The sequence below is a fragment of the Mycolicibacterium pallens genome (genome assembly GCF_019456675.1).
Taxonomy (GTDB): domain Bacteria; phylum Actinomycetota; class Actinomycetes; order Mycobacteriales; family Mycobacteriaceae; genus Mycobacterium; species Mycobacterium crocinum.
Genome location: NZ_CP080333.1, coordinates 5,723,874 through 5,741,650, shown reverse-complemented (window position 1 = coordinate 5,741,650; position 17,777 = coordinate 5,723,874). Strand labels below are relative to the sequence as shown.

11 protein-coding genes are annotated in these 17,777 nt (G+C 67.3%); 2 read left to right on the top strand and 9 right to left on the bottom strand.

The genetic code is table 11. The annotated features are described in order from the left end of the window. Nucleotides 1–95 precede the first annotated feature (95 nt). Nucleotides 96–494, top strand: a complete 399-nt coding sequence (locus K0O64_RS28120) for a hypothetical protein (RefSeq protein WP_125477514.1) — start codon at nucleotides 96–98, stop codon at nucleotides 492–494. Here K0O64_RS28120 and K0O64_RS28115 read toward each other — a convergent pair. The 9 genes from K0O64_RS28115 to K0O64_RS28075 all read right to left on the bottom strand — a co-directional run bounded on the left by K0O64_RS28115 (nucleotide 491) and on the right by K0O64_RS28075 (nucleotide 17,091). Next, nucleotides 491–1,990: an APC family permease gene (locus K0O64_RS28115; RefSeq protein WP_071948625.1), complete on the bottom strand. Its 1,500-nt coding sequence runs from the start codon at nucleotides 1,988–1,990 to the stop codon at nucleotides 491–493. The genes K0O64_RS28120 and K0O64_RS28115 overlap by 4 nt on opposite strands. Nucleotides 1,991–2,044: 54 nt before the next feature. Then, complete coding sequence (locus K0O64_RS28110) at nucleotides 2,045–2,731, bottom strand: hypothetical protein (RefSeq protein ID WP_071948626.1); 687 nt, start codon at nucleotides 2,729–2,731, stop codon at nucleotides 2,045–2,047. Between the two features lie 70 nt (nucleotides 2,732–2,801). After that, nucleotides 2,802–6,014 (bottom strand): arabinosyltransferase domain-containing protein, encoded by a 3,213-nt coding sequence (locus K0O64_RS28105; RefSeq protein ID WP_071948627.1) that lies wholly within the window; start codon nucleotides 6,012–6,014, stop codon nucleotides 2,802–2,804. Further along, nucleotides 6,011–9,280: an arabinosyltransferase domain-containing protein gene (locus tag K0O64_RS28100; protein ID WP_071948628.1), complete on the bottom strand. Its 3,270-nt coding sequence runs from the start codon at nucleotides 9,278–9,280 to the stop codon at nucleotides 6,011–6,013. Before K0O64_RS28100 ends, K0O64_RS28105 begins: the two co-directional genes overlap by 4 nt. Before the next feature lie 76 nt (nucleotides 9,281–9,356). Continuing rightward, entirely contained in the window at nucleotides 9,357–12,596 is a 3,240-nt protein-coding gene (locus K0O64_RS28095) for an arabinosyltransferase domain-containing protein (protein WP_071948629.1), read from the bottom strand. Between the two features lie 2 nt (nucleotides 12,597–12,598). Next, complete coding sequence (locus K0O64_RS28090; protein WP_071950237.1) at nucleotides 12,599–14,410, bottom strand: galactan 5-O-arabinofuranosyltransferase; 1,812 nt, start codon at nucleotides 14,408–14,410, stop codon at nucleotides 12,599–12,601. A gap of 44 nt (nucleotides 14,411–14,454) precedes the next feature. Further along, on the bottom strand, nucleotides 14,455–15,234 hold the full coding sequence (gene dprE2, locus K0O64_RS28085; protein ID WP_071948630.1) for a decaprenylphospho-beta-D-erythro-pentofuranosid-2-ulose 2-reductase: 780 nt from the start codon (nucleotides 15,232–15,234) through the stop codon (nucleotides 14,455–14,457). Between the two features lie 18 nt (nucleotides 15,235–15,252). After that, nucleotides 15,253–16,653 carry a decaprenylphosphoryl-beta-D-ribose oxidase gene (gene dprE1, locus K0O64_RS28080; protein ID WP_071948631.1) on the bottom strand — a complete coding sequence of 467 codons (1,401 nt, stop codon included), beginning with the start codon at nucleotides 16,651–16,653 and terminating at the stop codon, nucleotides 15,253–15,255. A 27-nt stretch (nucleotides 16,654–16,680) separates the two neighbouring features. After that, nucleotides 16,681–17,091 carry a GtrA family protein gene (locus tag K0O64_RS28075; protein ID WP_071948632.1) on the bottom strand — a complete coding sequence of 137 codons (411 nt, stop codon included), beginning with the start codon at nucleotides 17,089–17,091 and terminating at the stop codon, nucleotides 16,681–16,683. Nucleotides 17,092–17,152: 61 nt separating this feature from the next. On the opposite strand from K0O64_RS28075, the gene K0O64_RS28070 reads away from it, so the two are divergent. Further along, the gene (locus K0O64_RS28070) at nucleotides 17,153–17,776 is read left to right on the top strand and encodes an HD domain-containing protein (RefSeq protein ID WP_071948633.1); all 624 of its coding nucleotides are present in this window, start codon (nucleotides 17,153–17,155) and stop codon (nucleotides 17,774–17,776) included. The last annotated feature ends 1 nt before the right edge of the window (nucleotide 17,777 follow it).

Below are 17,777 nucleotides of genomic sequence, written 5' to 3'. Positions count from 1 at the left end.
CCAGGGCTTCGCGAGGGTATTGACAGCGGACTGTACGGACCGCAAGTGTTGTCGCGCATAGCTTTTCCGCACGCCAATGGTTAGACATGTCACCTGTGAACACACGTAAGCGTTCGGTGTGCCTGTTGGCGTCGGTCTCCGCGGTGGTGGTCCTGGGTGCGGTGGCATGCGGATCCAAAGGCGCGACGGGTCCCACGACCGTCACTGTCACATCGACACCGACAACGACGACGACGCCAGCCGCCGCCGCGACGCACCACCAGTACAACTCCGGTTCGGGCGGCGGAGCGCAGCCGCCGCAGACGGTCGTCGAGACTCAGGATCCGCAGACCGTCGTCCAGACTCAGGACCCGCAGACCGTCACCAATACCGAAACGGCCACGCAGACTGAGACATCCGTGGCGACCTCGATCCAGACGTCGACACAGACGGTGACGGTGGCACCGACCCGTCAGTTCGGCCCCAACGGCTTCGGTAATCGCAACGGCGGCTAGGTGCGTTCCCTCGGCAGGGTCGTACCGCGGAAGAAGGCCGGGGCCTTGACGTTCCACAGGATCATCAGCACCACACCGAAAGCCAAACTCAGCACGCCGACGACGAATGCGGTGCCGACGCCGAGAAGGGATCCGCCCGAACCAGTGCTCGGATCCGCCATCAGATACGCCTCGACGATGCCCACCGGAATGAGGATCAGCGCGCCGATGCCAGGCAGGATCACCTGTCCCATCGCGGTGCGCCACGACCGAAAAGCGGTGCGCCAGAAGTACACCACCGAGGAGATCGCCACGACCGAGTAGTACGTCATGATGGCGATTCCCACGCTGTAGACCGAATCGGATACGACGCTGTCGCTGATCAGGTCCAGCACGCAATAGATCACCAGACTGGTCAGGCCGATCACCCAGGTCGCGAACTTGGGTGTCGAACTCACCTCACTCACCGAGGCGAACCGGTCCGGCAACGCTTTGTAGGTCGCCATCGACAACAGCCCACGCGCCGTCGGCATGACGGTGGACATTGTCGCCGAGAACGCGGACACCCCGACCACCAGCGCCGCCAACATCGCACCGCGTTCCCCGATCGACTGGGTGGCCAGCGTGGTGAACACGTTGTCGACGTTGCCTTCGTGCGTCAGGCTCGTCTCGCTGTTCGGATCGATACCTGCGAACGCGAGCGCAGCCACGCTGAAGATCACGTAGGTGGCGACCGTGATCAGGATCGCGGTGACGCCACTGCGGCCCGCGTCCGCCGATGTCCCGGAGGTTTCCTCGGACATGGCCAGTGAGGCGTCGAAGCCCCAGAAGATGAAGATGGCCACCAGAAACCCACCGAACAGGCTGCTGAAGTCGTGAATTGCGAACGGGTTAAACCACTCCCACGAGAACGATGCGGCATCGGGGCTCTGGTGGCCACGCACGACGGCGACCCCCATAACCACTGCGAACAGGATCAGCCCGCCGTATTGGACGATCGTCAGGATCAGCGTGGTGCGCGAGGATTCCTCCGCGCCGCGGGCCACCAACCACGTGGTGAGCAGGATGAAGATAGTGGCCACGATGAGGTCGAACCACACCGGAGACTCGTCCATGCCGAGCACCACAGCCACCGCATTGGTCAGGATTCCGGCGGCGCCGACGCCGGCCAGGATCGACGACAGCACGAGTGCGAAGCCGCCCATCCAGCCGACGTGCGGTGCGATGGCCTTGGATCCCCAGGTGAACACGGTGCCGGCATCCGGGGCGGCATCGGTGAGGTGCTTGTACGCCAAGGCCACGAAGTACATCGGGATCACCGCGAGGATGAAGACGATCGGCAGCTGGTAGCCCGCCTCCTCCGCGCCGTGTCCGAGCGCGCCCGTCAGCGAATATGCCGGGGCGGTGGCCGCCAGTCCGATGGCCACCGCTCCGACGAGCGAGACCGACCCCTTCTTCAGGCCCTTGGAGCGCAGGCCGTGCATCAACGGGTCGACGGTTGCTGCGTCTTGCTCCATGTGCGGATTCTGTCACCGCAACCGTCAATTGGCCGCGCTACGGCAAAACCGAAGTCAGTGCCGTGCGGTTCGATTCGACACGGCAGCATGTCCGCGACCGGTGCCGGCTCGTGGCTTGCTGGAACCCTGTTGCGGCGCTGAAGTTTTTGCCGATACCGCGGCCTTGACAGTCTGCCGGTCGGATCGTGTGCCGGACTTGCTCGACCGCTGCGGCGTGGTGATCTTTGCGCTGACTGTCGAAACGCTCGACGCCGGGGGCGCCGGCGGTCGCAGACGCGACACCCAGCCCGCGACGGCCGAGGCGGCAACGAAAGCAACACCGAGAGCGGCACCGACCGGGGCACCCACGACTACTGCGCCGACAGCGGCGATGGCCGAGACGAGTGGTGCGAGCTTCGGATCCGCGCCCGGGATTCGATAGAGCACGCCGGCGGCCATTTGCCCGATGACGATGAATCCGCCGAAGATCCCGAGCACGGCGCCCCCGACAAACGGTGCCAGCACGGTCTGAACTACTCCGCCGAGATTGATTTGGTTGGCCGACGCCGCCGCGACGGTACGCGGGGTCGGCGTCAGAGCCTGGGGCAGTGCAGCCAGCGCGACGACCTGGGTGGTGATCCGCGGGCCTGCGACCTCTGTCATCGGCCGGGGCGGCGCAACGGTGGTGGCCAGCACGACGGTGCTCGCTGCGATCGCCGCCACCGTGGCGACCACAGGTCGACTCTTCAGGATGTGGTCCATAAATTAACGCTGATGCCACTGAACCGGCGTGGTGTCAGTACTGGACTACTGCACTTACAGCGTGATGCGACTAGGGCTTGATCCTGATCCGACCCGGCTTCCACAGGCCGCTGCGGGTGGCCGTGCCCAGGTCGATCTGGGCGGGCTCGGCCGGCACGATCGTCTCGAACTGACGCAGCGAGCCCCAGTCACGACCCCAGTCGTGCGACAGATAGGTCGACATGACGTGGGCGCGCAGTAGGAGGTCGGTGATGCCCAGCAGGCCGCCGTTTCGGCCGTCCTCCCAGGTGTCGGTGTCCTGCTTCTTGGCGGTGTAGTCCGGGGTGATCCGGAACTTCGGCACCTCGGTGACCCCGTTGGCGTGCAGCATCGGCTGCTGGCACGGGAACGCGAGGCCGACGGCCCAGTCCATCAACACCGGTTGCGTGGAGCCGACGAACTCCTGCACCGACCGCAGTTCGGGCACCCGCGGCGGAGTGACCGCCAGCCAGTCGCCCTGGGACAACGAGCGGTCCTGCGCCACGATCCGCACGGCGGTGGCATCGCCGGGGATCTGCGAGCGGGCGAAGCGCAGGTTGCGCCACGACGGGGCGGGGCCCAGATCGTAGGGGCTGACCCGCCCGGCCGGTACCGGCGCGCCGTCGGGCCCGGGCTTGCCGTATTCGAGTTCCACGGTCTGGCCGTCGGTGAAGCCGTTGAGCACACTGATGCCGGCGATGGTGCCTGCGGCGGTGACGACCACCAGCGGGTGACCGTCGTCGTTGGGTGGCAACTGATACCACGCCGAGTTCAGGGTGGCGTCCTGTTGCGGTCCGACGAAGTAGCTGCCGGCCATCGGGACCCGCGCCGGGTCGAGGCCGTACGGCAGCGGCACGGTCGAGCCGTTGATGCCCGGCTTGTCCAGCTTGGTCGGCTGATCCCAGTCGTAGTCTGTGCCCGGTTGCGGGTTCGTCATCCGAATCGCTTCGGCGACAATGTGTTCCGGCACGCCGCTGGGAGTGAAGCCAACCGGGTTGGTGCCGCCGAGTGGCCCGAGCGGACCGTAGTCACCGGGCAGCGGGGTGAGGAATCCGGCATTGGCGTCCGGCTCCACCAGAACGTCGTCGGCCAGCCCGCAGCCGCCGGAGAACGACCGCAGGTTGGTCCAGGCGTTGGAGTAGGTCGGGTACTGGCGCACCACACCGGCGGCCATCGAGGCGATGAACACCAGCACCATGAAGCCGGCGGCCACCGGAATCGGTGCGGTGGTCACCGCTCGCGCGATGCGGCCTTCGCCGTGGTCGCGGGTGTTGAAGTGCAGCCAGATCGTGTAGAGCGCCGAGATGGCGAACAACGCGAAAAAGATTGTGCTAATCGTGATCCCGCCGATTTTCGGCATCGCGTTGTTGAACGGCGCACCGTAGCTCGACACATACCACCAGCCGTTGGTGGTGGCGAAGCAGAGCGCGAGCAGGAAGAACACGGCGGTGACGACGGTCATCCGGTTGCGAGACCAGCGCAGCGCCGCCGGTGAGGCCAGCACGGTGGCCAGCGCCGCCATGGCCGCACCCACCGCGGCGAACAAGCCGAAGTGGTGCACCCACTTGGTGGGGGTGAACATGAGGAAGAACATCGTCGCGAAGATGACGCCCATCAGCCGCCACACCGGTCCGCGGGCCACCCCGGGAACGCGCTTGCGGCGCAACATGATGAACATCGACACGAACAGCGACAGCGCCGTCATCAGGAAGCCGAACCGCCGCGACAGCGAGCCGTCCACGGTCGGCAGGATCAGGTAGTAGTAGCGCAGGTTCTCGGTGTACCAGGCCTGGCTCGGCCCGATGTCGGTGCGAATCCTGGTCGCCTCCAACACCGTTGCCAATGTCTGGTCGGCGAAGACCACCGTCAGGATGATGGTGCCCGCGGCGAGCAGTGGCAGCACCAGCGGCCAGGTGCCGACGATTGCGCGGCGGCGCACCAGGATGCGCAGGATCGGACGGCCACCGGCGATCAGGGCGGCCACCGCGATCAGGCCGGTGGGCTGGATACCGAGGGTGAACGCGGCGCTGACGATGGCCAGTGCGGCCGGGGTCAGCCGCCCGGAGATGACCGCACGTTCGATGAGCACGTAGGTGATCAGCGCGCCGGTGGCGATCTGGCCTTCGGGACGCAGGCCGTTGTTGAACGGCATCCAGGCCGCCATCAACACCAGCCCCGCGGCCCACAGGGCGGGCCTGCTCGCGATCACCGCGGGGCCGAGTCGGGGGAGCACCTCGCGGGACAGCAACAGCCAGCAGACCAGCGCACAGATCAAGTCCGGCAACCGCATCCAGATGCTGGCGTCGCTGACGTGGGTCATCAGCGCCAGCACGTTGTAGAACCAGCCGAACGGGTCTTCGGGGCTGCCGAACCAGCGGAAGTAGTTCGACATGTAGCCGGCGTGATCGGCCACGCGGGCCATCTGCAGGATGTAGCCGTCGTCGGAGGAGTTGGCGCCGATCACATGCCAGATCAGGAAGCCGGCCACCACGGTCACGTCGACCGCGGTGAAGGTGCGCCAGCGCTGCGGAATCCACTTGTGCATATGGCGCCCGTCGAGGCGGTCCAGCCGCCACAGGGCCAGCAGCGCGATCACGGTGGCGGCCATCGCCAGCAGCATCGCGGCCAGTTTGAGAACCGTTGGGGTGGTGGAGAACCGGGTGTCGATCGTCGCCGACACACTCAACCCCGGCGGTGCCGGCCCGACCAGGTCGGTGAAGACCCCGACGATGGCGGGTCGCAGGTTGGGGTCGGCGAATCCGCTGCGCAGGTCTTTGCCGGTGGTCGGATCGTTCAGCCCGACGAAGGTGGCGAATGTGCCGTCGGTGGTGGAGGTGATCTCGATGCGCTGGCATTCCGCGGATGTCGCCCTGGCGCGCGGCACGCTGGCGACCACCACGTTGCGGTCGGTAATGTCGACACGCTGGGCGTTGACATTGACGAACAGCGAATTGAGCGCTGCCTCTTTGCCTTTCTGCGGGGCCAGCCCCAGCACCAGTCCGCCTGCCGGCGGCATGGACCGGATCACGTCACACGGCACGGTCGCCGTCAGCGACACCGGCGCCTGGGAGATCAGCGGTGCGGTGACGTTGTTCAGCTGGCCGGCCTGCGGCCAGTTCAGTGTTGCGGTGGTCTGCTCCACCGGCAGCAGCGGTGTCAGCACCGAGAGCACGAAGCCGACCAGTCCGGCGATCGTGGCTACCCAACGGGTGATCCGCACGTCGCCGGCGGCGTCGCGCGCGTTGGCGGCGAGGGTCTGTGTCATGGCAGTGCCCTGATCGGTCCGCTACGGCTCCACCCGAATACGGTCTTGCTGCCCTGGTCGATGACGGCGTTGGGCGCCTGCGACGACGGCACCAGCCGGATGTAGCGCTCGATGGCACCCCAGTCGCGATACCAGTCGTCGCGCAGATACGTCGGGACAGTCGCGGTGGTCAGCAGCCCCTGGATGAACAGGAACGGGCCACCGGCGCGGGCGGATTGCCACATATTGCTCGACACCACCACCTGCTTGAGGTTGGGCAGGATTCGGTACTCCGGCACTTCGGCGACACCCAGATGTTCGGAGAACGGGCGCTGGCATGGGAAATTCGCGGCGGTGGCGATGTCCATCATGACCGGCGTCTGCGAGCCCAGGAACTGCTGGGCCGTCTGCAGCACCGGCACCCGCGGCGGGGTGAAACCGAACCACTGGTCGGTGCTCAGGTTCGGATCGTCGGCGACGATCCGCGCGACGTTGGCCTCCGGCGGTGCCCACGACAGTGGGAAACGCAGGTTGCGCCAAGCCTTTTGGGCGATCACGTCGATGGGCTGCACCGAGTTCAGCGCCTGGAAGCTGCCGTCCTGGCGTTGAACGCCCCACTGCAACTTGAGTGACTGCCCGTAGTTGAACTGGCCTTCTTCGTCGTAGAACCAGATGGCACCCGCCGCCGCGACGGTGACGAGCGGACGGTCCGGGGTGCGCGGGGGCAGCTGGTACCACGCCGAAGTCGCTTTGGCGGCAACGGTGTTCTCGTTGTAGCTGCCCATCACCGGAGTGGTCTTGGGGTCCAGCCCGAAGGGAAGGAACACGCGCGAGCCGTTGACCCCGACCGGTCCGTACCCGCCGCCGGTGCCTGCCGCGAAGGCGATACCGGCGTTGGGCTTGTTGGGCGAACCGTCGGAGTTGACGGTGCCGGGGTTGGCCACGAACGGCTCGGCGGGCTCGAGGGTGTCGCTGATGCCGTTGGGGGTGAAGCCGACCGGGTTGTCGCCGCCAAGGGGGCCGTACTGACCCCACTTCTGGCCCGGAACCGGTTGCAGCATCCCGGCATTGGGGTCCGCCTCGACCAGAACGTCATCGGCCATCGCGCAGCTGGTGTCGGACAGGCCCGACTTCAACGCCGACAGGTTGGCCGCCGCGGTGGTGTAGGCGGGATAACGCTGCGCGAAGGCCTTGGTCATCGAACCGATTTCGAGCAGCACCATGATGATCGCCACCACCAGCAGCGGGGTGGACGCCAACGCGCGGTTACGGCCGGTGTTCTTGACCTCCGTGTGCCCGGCGTAGTCCATCCGGAAGTGCAGCCAGCCGGCGAGCAGGCCGGAGAGGATCGCCAGCCCGAGGAACATCGTCGTGACGGGCTGGTGGGCGATCACCGGCTGGCGGTCGAACCACGGCACCCCGTAGCTGCCGACGTAGAACCAGCCGTTGGTGCCCGAGGTCGCCCACGCCAGTACGAACAGCAGGGCGGTGACGTAAAGGGCGAGGTTGCGTCGGTTGTGCAGGCCGACCCGCGCGAACGCGAACGCGGTGACCGCGCCGAGCGCCCCCGCCAGTCCGGCGAACGCACCGAACTGCACAGCCCACTTGGTCGGGGTGAACGTCAGCAGCAGCAGGCCGATCGCGGTGCTGCCGAGCAGCCGCCAGACCGGACCGTTGGCGACCCCGGGGACGTGCCCGCGGCGCAGCAGGACCGCCAGCATGCCGAACAGGCACAGCATCATCACCAGTACGGCGAAGCGGCGGGTCAGCGAGCTTTCGACGTTGTCCTCGACGGTCAGGAAGTAGTAGCGCAGGAAATCCTGGTACCAGGCGATCGTCGGCCCGACGACGTACTTTATGCGAGCGGATTCGGCGACGGCGGCCAGCGTCTGATCGCGGAAGACGACGACGAAGATGACCGACGCCGACGCGGCCAGCGCCGCCAGCGGTGCCAGCAGACCGTCGGTGCCGCGGCGGGCCTTGATCACCCGCGCGACCGCGCGCGAGCCGACCAGCAGCGGCGCGACCGCGATCAAGCCCTGCGGAGCGAGCGTCACGCTGAACACCGCGACGATGACCGCGAAGGCCGCTGGAACGAGGCGCCGGGTGGCGATGGCGTTCTCCACCAGAATCCAGGCGGCCAGCGCGCCGAACGCGATCAGCGGTTCGGGTCGCAGCCCGTTGTTGAACGGCAGCCACGCGGCCAGGAACACCGCGCCGGCGGTCCACACCGTGACCCGGTTGAGCGACAGCCGGCGTCCCAGCCGGGGCAGGACGCAGCGGCTCAGGATGAGCCAGGTGCCGATGCCGGCGATCGTCGCGGGTAGCCGCATCCACACGCCGGCGGTGCTGATTGCGGCGAGGTGGGCGAGCACCGACTGGTACCAGTCGAAGGGCGCCTCGGTGGCGCCGAAGAAACGGAAGTAGTTGGCGGTGTAGCCGGCCGCGCCGGACACCCGCGCGATCGTGAGGTTGTAGCCGTCGTCGGAGGAGATGGCGCCGACGACATGCCACAGCAGCAGGCCGCCGATGACACCGATATCGGCCAGCCAGGTGGCGAATCCGACGCGGAGGAACCGCCGCCAGGCTCCCGGGACGCGACGTCCAGAACGTCTGTCCAGTACCGCCAGCGCGATCACGGACGCCACCACGCAGACGATGCCGAGCACCATCACCGCGATCTTCAGCGTGCCGGGGCCGGTGATGAACCGGGTGTCGATGTCGATGCGCGCACTCAAGCCGGGCTGCGACGCGACCTTGAGGTCGGTGAAGATGCCGTCGACTGCCGGCTTCTTCTCCGGGGCCAGCGTGCCGGTGGCGCCCGGGATGCCGACGAAGTCGGCGCCGACCCCGCCGGGTCCGGCCCAGATGCGCAGATCGCTACAGCCGCCCGCCGCGATCGCCGGGCGGGGCGCCACGGCGGCGACGGTGTCACGGAACGCGACGACGACGGTGGCGGCATTGGCCCGGACGAACAGCCCGTTGCGGCTGGCGTCGATACCCGCGGGCGGGATCGTCGAGAAGACCAGTCCGCCCTCGGCCGGCAACGTCGCGATGACCTGGCAGGGGATCGACACCTCGAGCGACTGCGGCGCACCGGAGACCAGCGGTGCAGTGATGTCGCTGACCATGCCGTCCGGGCCGGGGGCCTGCGGCCACTGGATCGTGGCGGTGGTCTGGGTGACCGGCAGCAACGGCACGACACCGCACAGCAGCACACCCAGGATGCCGGCTACGACGGCGACGAGCCGGGCGATCCGGGTGGAGTCGGCTCTGTCGCTTGGCACGAGGGTCGATGGTAGGCGACGAAGTTATGCCGCTTGGGAAGGCCTGCGGGCGCTTCGGCGAATCGAGAGGCGAATGTTAGGTAGGTCGCAGCGGAGCCGGGCTCCACAGTCCGCTTCGGGTGGCGGTGCCGAGATCGAGACGGGCGGGCTGCGCGTCGGGATAGAAGGGGTTGAGCCGCTGCAGCGCACCCCAGTCGCGGAACCAGTCGTTACGCAGGTAGCTCGGTACGGTGACCGCGCGGTAGAGCAGCTCACTGATGCCGAGCGGTCCGCCGCCGATGTTGTCCATCACCGGGGAGTTGGCTTCCGCGCCGAACCGGTCCGGCAGGATCCGCCACTTCGGCGGTTCGATGACGCCGTATTGGTGCGCAAACGGTCGCTGGCACGGGAAGGCAAGTCCGACAAGCCAATCCAGCAGCACCGGATCTTTCGATCCGACCACGTCCTGCAGGGTGCGTAGCTTCGGGATGCGCGGCGGGGTCAGCGCGATCCAGTGCTGGGGCGACAGGTCGTCGTCGGTGGCGACGAGGCGGATGTGGGTGGCTTCACGCGGGATCGCGGCCAGTGGCGCGCGCAGGTTGCGCCACGCGGGTGCGGCGCCGACGTCGCCGAACAGCACCGTGCCGCCCGATTTGCCCTCGGCGGCCTGCTGGTCGGTCGCCCATTGGACCTGGACCTCGTCCTGGTCGAAGCGGCCGGCGGCCGCGACGACGAGCAAGGGGGAGGCGGCCCAGTCGGCGGGCAACTGGTACCACGCCGAACGCAGCACCGCGGGTTGCTGCACGCCGGGTCGCCAGCTGCCCATCACCGGGGTGCGGGTCGGGTCGAGACCGTAGGGCAACCGGGCACGGGACCCGTTGACGCCGGCGCCCAGGGTGGTGCCGCCCTCGGTCCCGGCTTCGCTGCTGGTGACCAGACCGTCGCTGTCGACGAAGCTGCCGCCGCCGGGTGGCTCCATCACCGGGTCGGCGGAGACGTCGGCGGGAATCCCGTTGGGGGTGAAGCCCTCGGCCGTCGTCGCGGCCAACGCGTCGCCCACCGACACGCCGACGATCGGGGTCAGTGTCCCCGCGTTCGGGTCCTCCTCGACCAGGACGTCGTCGGCCAGGCCGCACGTCTTACCGGTCACCGCTTGAAGATTCGAGCGTCCGACCGACCACGCCGGCCATTGTTCGGTCATGCCCAGCGTCAGCGACAGCACCTCGAAGACGACCAGCAACCAGGCCATCGTGGCCAGCGGCGAGCCCACGAAATGCGACCACCACCGGCTACGCCCGGAGTCACCGTTGTCGCGGCCGGAGAAGTGGAACCACGCGGCCAGCAGCAGGGCCAGGATGGTCAGACCGAGCAGCATCGTGGTGAAGCCGAAGTGCCATTCCGGGAACTGGTTCGACCACGGCACACCGAAGTTGGAGACGTACCACCAGCCGTTGACGCTGGCGAACGACAGCGCGGTGACGAACAGCACGACGGCGGCGAAGATCGCGCGGTTTCGCCGGGAACGCAGCACGTGGGCGGTGACCGCGACGGCGGCCAGCGCACCGAGCGAACCGGCAAGCCCGGCGAACACCCCGAAGTGGTGCGTCCACTTCGTCGGCGTGAACATCATCGCCAGGAACGAGATGATCGTGATCCCGATGATGCGACGGCTGGGGCCGGCCGCGGTTCCGGGGATGTGCCCGCGACGCAGGATCATCGCCACCGACACCGCCAGCGCGACCAGCAGAGCCAGCACCGCGAAGCGTCGCGAGACCGAGCCGTCGGGGCTGGCCATGAACAGCCGCTCGTAGCGGATGTGTTCGTCGAACCAGCTCAGGCTGGGGCCGACGGCGGACTTGAGCATGTTGGCGTCGAGTTCGCCGACCAGGGTCTGGTCGCGGAAGATCAGGATGATCGTCACCGTCGCCGCGGCGAGTATCGGGGCGAGCAGGGGCAGCAGGCCGAACTGCCGGGACCGCCGGTGCAGGATCGTGCGCAGGGGGCCGATCGCCACCAGCAGCGCGCCGATCGACGCGATACCGGTCGGGCCGGAGAACAGCGTCAGCGCGCCGATGATGCAGGCGAACGCCACCGGCAGCAGCCGGCTGGTGGCCACCCCGCGCTCGACCGAGCACCACGTCAGCAGGATGCCCAGTGCGATGATCGGCTCCGGGCGCAGACCGTTGTTCAGCGGCAGCCAGAACGCCAGGAACATGCCTGCCGCGGTCCACACGGCAGCCCGGCTGGTCTTGACCGCATGGCCGAGTCGCGGGATCACTTCGCGGCTGATCAGCCACCAGCACACCAGGGCCATGCCCAGGGTCGGCAGCCGCATCCAGTCGCTCGATGTCGAGACGTGCGCCCAGAGCGCAAGCAGGTCGTAATACCAACCGAACGGCGACTCCGGGGTGCCGAACCAGCGGTAGTAGTTGGCCATGTAGCCGGCGTGCTCGGAGACCCGGGCCATGGTCAGGATGTAGCCGTCGTCGGAGGTGTTGGCGCCGACGAAGTGCCACCACACCAGGACGGCGAGCACCAGCCCGTCCAGCGGGCTGACCGACCACCAGCGGGCAGGCAGGAAGCGTCGCTGCCGCACGCCGTCGGCCCGATCCATGCCGTGCAGCGCGATCAGAGCCACGAGCGTCAGCACGACGCCGAGCACCATCGCCGCCATCTTCAGCACGGTCGGTGCGCTGCTGTAGCGGGTGTCGATCGTGGCCCGCAGACTCAGTCCGTCGGGTGCAGGTCCGGACAGGTCGGTGAAGACGCCGACGATCTGGGGCCGGAAGTCATAGCCGCTGCGTTCGCCCGTGAGCGGTTTACCGGGGGCGTTGCTGTCGGCGCCCTGGGTGAGGCCGACGAATTCGGCGGTCACGCGGTCGGCGTGGGCGGTGAACGTCAGCTTCTGGCATGCCGGGCTCAGTACCTGACGCATCGGGGCGACGACGACGGGCGTGTTGCGGACCACGACGACGAGGTCGTCGTTGGCGCGTTGGATGAGCAGTCCGCGATCGACGGCCTTGGGTGCCTGCTTGGGGACCGTGGACAGCAGCACGGTCTTGTCGGGACTGTTGAGCCCGGCGGCGGCACGGCATGGCACGTCGATGGTCAAGTCGGTAGCCACGTAGCTGATCAGTGGCGCGGTGACGCTGTTGAGCACACCGTTCTGCGGCCAGTTCAGCTCCGCGGTGGTTTGCTTCACGGGCAGCAGCGGGGTCAGTATCGCCAGCGCGGCGCCCAGCAGGCCTGCGATGACGGCGACAAGACGGGCGTTCCGGTAATTCGCCCGCGTCTGTTCCACGGAGCTAGATGTTAATTGGCGGGCTGGGGCGGCCATCGCTATGGATTCCGGATCGCCAGTACGAACGGTCCGATCGTCTTGACGGTGAAGTGCGATCCGCTGAACAGGTTGACGTCGAAGTCGACGTTGTAGCGGCGCACATTGGGCTGGTTGGGGTAGACGTCCTGGGCCAGACGCAGGGTGTAGGTGTCATTGGCGCCGCGGCGCATGAGGAACACCGTCGGCGGCTGCCACGGCAGGCTGTCGAGCGCGTGGACCAGCTGGTCGGCGGTCTTCAGATCAGCCCACGATTCGATGGCCGCGGCCCGCTTGTCGAACTCGGCGAGGGGGTTGGCGTAGTGCGACGTCAGCCCCTGGAACCCGTAGTAGGGGTAGTAGGACAGGAAGCTGTAGTCGGCGGTCAGCACGACGGTGTCCTGGTGCGGGCGGCCGGTGATCTTCTGGATGGCGGCGTCGACTTCGGCGTAGTACTTCTCGGCTCCGGGTGGTCGGCGGTCGCCGCGCTGGCCGTAGCCGTCGGTGTCGGTGTAGGCCACGGTCAGGTCGGGGCGTAGTACATCCGGGATGTCCTGGCTGAAACCGATGGCGCCGATCAGCCCGATGGCCGCGCCGACTCCGATGACCGTGCGGTTGGTACGTGCGGCGGCCGCGAGTGTGACGTCGATGAATCCGAACACGCCGGCCGCGGACAGCAGAACGGTGAGCGTGGGCTGCAATCGGAACGACAGCAGCGTGGTGCCCACCAAGGTGGTCAGCATCGACAGCATCGACCACGCGTAGACGGTCAGCACCCCGATGCCGAGCGCGGCCGCGCGCGTGGAGGTGCGGGCCCGCCACACCAGCCAGAGCGTGCCCAGCATGCAGAGCGCGCCGAGTAGTGAGAACTGCAGCATCGGGAAGGTCAGCACCGCGCCGTCGGCGGGCAGGTAGTGCTGGGCGCTGCCGGTGTCGCTCATCGGGTGCCGGGCAGCTTGCAGTACGAACGGCAGCCAGGTGATCGCCGCGATGGCCAGCGCGATGACGCCGGCGAGCACGAGTCGCAGCAGCGGTTCGACGCTGCGCCGCGCGATCGCGGCGACGACAGCCATCACCACCACCGTGAAGGCGGTGTAGCCGACGAGCAGGGTGTAGAAGGTGGCGGAGACACCGAGGAACAGCCCGACGCCGATAACGGCGGCCCAGCCACCCTGCCTTGTCTTGCCGCGCAGTCCCGACCAGGCCAGCACCAGGACCGGTGGGATCAGGACGGTGATGATCGCGGCGTAGGGCTCGGGCGAGCTGTAGGCCAGCGTCACCGCTGTGGTGGCGACGGTGACGATCAGTGCGTATTCGAAGCGAATCAGGGCCGACCACAACACCATTGCCAATACGACGGCGATCGCGATCGAGACGATCGCCCACGGTTTCAACATCTCCCACGCCGGTGTCCCGGTCAGCGCGGCGATGCGGCCGCCGAGCCAGAACCAGCCCGCCGGATAGAACGGTGGCAGACCGATGTAGGTCATGTCGTGCAGTGCCGGGCTCTGGGCCAGCCGGGTCAGGTACTCGGTGCGGAACTGCTGATCGACGGAAATGCCGAACAGATAGAGCCGTGTCGCACCGAGTGGCATCCCGAGGGTGACCACCGTGAACGCCGACAGGAACACCGCCGCGGCGATACGCGCAATCCACTGACGCCCCCGGCGCCAGACGAATCCGGTGCCCAGCAGGAGCACCAGACACCCGACCTGACCAACGGTGGTCAGTGCGTGGAGCTGGTTCGACGAGGGGAAGGCCGGCCATTGGACCCGCGAGATCGCGATCAGCGCGATGGTCGAAACCAGAACGGCTGCAACGACTGCCGCAACCATCTGGCCCGCGGTGGCCAGTGCGCCCTTGGTCACCGGGCGGCCCGCTAGATCGGCAGCTTGCGGAAGATGGGCCGCGGGATGTGCCGGATCACCGACATCAGCACACGGACCTGACCGGGCGCCCACACGAGGCTCTTGCCCTTGGCTGCCGATGTCACGGCCAGTTCGGCGACATCTTCGGCGTTCACCGTGAACGGAGCCTCCTTGGCGCCGGTGGCCTTCCAGTGCTCCAGCGTGGTGGTGGTGCGCACCTGCCCGGGCCGGATGACGAGCACGTGAACGCCATACTCCTGCAATGCCTCTCCGAGGCCGAGGTAGAACCCGTCCAGGCCGGCCTTGGTGGAGCCGTAGACGAAGTTGTTGCGCCGCACCCGTTCACCGGCCACCGACGACATGGCGATGATTTGGCCGAAGCCCTGGGCCCGCATCTTCTCGCCGATCAGCACACCCACCGAGACGGCGGCGGTGTAGTTGATCTGTGCGCTCAGGACGGCTTTGGCTTGGTTCTGCCAGAGCTCCTCGGCGTCGCCGAGGATACCGAAGGCGACGATTGCCACATCGACATCGCCTCCTGCCCAAGCCTTTTCGATGACATCGGGGTGGCTCTTGGTGTCCAGGGCGTCGAAGTCCAGGTACTCCACCGATTTCGCGCCGGCAGCCTGGAGTTGGGCGATCGCGGCGTCCCGCTTGGGTGCGTTCGGCAGATCAGCCAGGATGACCCGGGCCTTGGCGTTGCGCAGGTAGCGCTCGACGATGGCCAGGCCGATCTCGGAGGTTCCGCCCAGCAGCAGGATGGTCTGTGGATTGCCAGTGGCGTCGATCATGGTGCGAGGGATGCCTTTCTACAGCAGTTCGAGTCGACGGGCCATATCGGAGGCGAAGACGCCGTTGGGATCCGCCTTGCGCCGCGTCGCAATCCACTCGTCGACTCGCGGGTACATCCGATGGAACTTCTCGGCGCTCACCCGAGAGTCCTTGGCGGTGTAGACCCGGCCACCGAATTTCATGACCCGGTCGTCGAGCTCGTTGAGAAACGCGTTGACCCCGACGTTGTTAGGGAAGTCCATGGCGACGTTCCAACCGGCCATCGGGAAGCTCAGTGGCGCCGGGTTTCCCGGTCCGAACAGCTTGAACACGTTCAGCGCCGAGTAGTGGCCCTGAGTCTGGATCCACCGAATGATGTCCTTGAACTCATCCAGCGCGTTGGGCGGCACGAGGAACTGGTGCTGCGCGAAACCGTGTGGGCCGTAGGCATATTGCCATCCGGTGGTGATGTCGAGCATGTGGTAGAACTGCGTCAGATTGACGATCTTGTTCTGGTAGTTGCCGCTGACCCGGTAGAACGCCTCGCCGACCAGGCTCAGTGAGAACTTGTTCATCACGCTGACCGGGAAAAGGTTCGGCACCGCAGGCAGTTTCGGCGCCGAGAACTGCAGCGGGTTTTTCGCCAGTTTCGGTGGCAGCTGGTCCAGCCGTGCCAGGCTGCCCCGGCTGACCGCCGCGCGCCCGAGCTTCGGCGGCGGGTTGATCAGGTCGAACCAGGCGCTGGAATAGGTGTAGTTGTCTTCACTGCCGTCCTGGTGGACGGCGACCGTCTCGTCCAGGTCGGCGGTGGCGATCCCGTCGGCGATGAAATAGGCGGTCTCAGTCCGGGTCATCGCGATACGTGCCCGAATCACGATGCCTGTCAAGCCATTTCCGCCCACAGTCGCCCAGAACAGCTCGGTGTCGGGGTCGTCCGGAGTCAGTGTGTGCACTTCACCGTCGGCCATCAGCAGATCCAGCGACAGCACGTGGTTACCGAAACTGCCTGCGCTGTGGTGATTCTTGCCGTGGATGTCCGAGCCGATCGCGCCACCGACGGTCACCTGCCGGGTGCCCGGCAGCACGGGAACCCACAGCCCGAACGGCAGTGCCGCCTTCATCAGCTGATCCAGGCTCACGCCGGCGTCCACGTCGGCCACCGCCGTTTCGGCGGACAGCGAGTGGATGCGGTTCAGCCGCGTCATGTCGACGACGATGCCTCCGCCATTGCAGGCGTGGTCGCCGTAGGAGCGGCCGAGGCCGCGGGCCACGATGCCGCGGCGGAGGTACGACGGACTGGCCGAATCTGCGTCGGCGACCTGCCGGACGGCGTCGGCGATCACCTCCACATCGGGTGTGGAGAGCACCTGTGCCACGCTCGGTGCGGTCCGGCCGAATCCGGTCAGGGAACGCGGCGTGAGGGGAAGTGCGGTAGCCATATCAGTGCCAAAGGTTACCCGGCGCGATTACTTCAACCGGAATATCACTGCTCGCTGGACCACGAAGTTGATGACGGTGGCGGTGCCCTGGGCGATCACGAAGGCCACCGGAACCTGCCACGAATGGCCGGCGAACTTCAGGTAGAAGAGGTAGTTGATGCCGACCTGGACCGCATAGGTGAGCGCGTAGAGCACGACGACGGCGACGAAGCGGGCGGTGCTCGGCGGCGTCTGGAACGTCCATCGGCGGTTGATCAGGTACGCCGTGGTGGTGCCTGCGATGAAACTCAGCGTCTTGGCCACGTTCACCTGCACGCCGAGCTTGAGGAACAGCACGTATAGCCCGAAATCGACGATCGCCGACAACCCGCCGGTGACGATGAATCGCACCACTTGGGTCTTGAGACTCAGCGGTGTCGACGGGGCTAATTCGGCCACGCCGGAAGCTTACTGGTGATCTCGTTTCACTCCCGGCGTCGCCCGAGTGCACCATGGTGGTGTGCAGGATCTGGTTGAGGCCTGGGCGACACTGCTGTCCCGGCATACCGATGACCAAGCCGTGGCCGACGTGGGCCGCGCGTTGGTGGCGTCCTGGTCCGAACCGCACCGCCGCTATCACTCCGTCGAGCACCTGCGCGACATCCTGCGCCACGTCGAAGAGCTCGCCGAGTTCGCCGACGACGCGGACGCCGTGCGGCTGGCTGCCTGGTATCACGATGCGGTCTACGCCGGGTTGCCCGACGATGAGGAACGCAGCGCCCAGCGCGCTGAGCAGGACCTCTCCCGTCTCGGCGTGCGGCCCCAACTGGTCGACGAGGTGGCCCGCCTCATCCGGCTGACGATCACGCACGATCCCGCGCCGGGCGACCACAACGGCGAGGTTCTCTCCGATGCCGACCTGGCTTCCCTGGCCGTGCCGAGGGATCGCTACGAGCGCAATACCGCGGCGATCCGCGCCGAATACGACCACGTCCCCACCGAGGCGTTCCGCCGGGGACGGGTGCAGGTGCTGGTGACGCTGCTCGGCGGCCCGGGTGTGTTCCGCACCGACTACGCCCGCCGTGAATGGGAAGCGCTGGCTCAGGGCAACCTGCGCGCCGAGCTCGCGACGCTGACCCGCTGAT

What these genes read in the sequence shown, in the direction of transcription:
- dprE2 (WP_071948630.1), bottom strand. Translation starts at nt 15,234, where the DNA reads ATGATCGACGCCACTGGCAATCCACAGACCATCCTGCTGCTGGGCGGA.
- K0O64_RS28095 (WP_071948629.1), bottom strand. Translation starts at nt 12,596, where the DNA reads ATGGCCGCCCCAGCCCGCCAATTAACATCTAGCTCCGTGGAACAGACG.
- K0O64_RS28110 (WP_071948626.1), bottom strand. Translation starts at nt 2,731, where the DNA reads ATGGACCACATCCTGAAGAGTCGACCTGTGGTCGCCACGGTGGCGGCG.
- K0O64_RS28090 (WP_071950237.1), bottom strand. Translation starts at nt 14,410, where the DNA reads ATGGTTGCGGCAGTCGTTGCAGCCGTTCTGGTTTCGACCATCGCGCTG.
- K0O64_RS28115 (WP_071948625.1), bottom strand. Translation starts at nt 1,990, where the DNA reads ATGGAGCAAGACGCAGCAACCGTCGACCCGTTGATGCACGGCCTGCGC.
- K0O64_RS28105 (WP_071948627.1), bottom strand. Translation starts at nt 6,014, where the DNA reads ATGACACAGACCCTCGCCGCCAACGCGCGCGACGCCGCCGGCGACGTG.
- dprE1 (WP_071948631.1), bottom strand. Translation starts at nt 16,653, where the DNA reads ATGGCTACCGCACTTCCCCTCACGCCGCGTTCCCTGACCGGATTCGGC.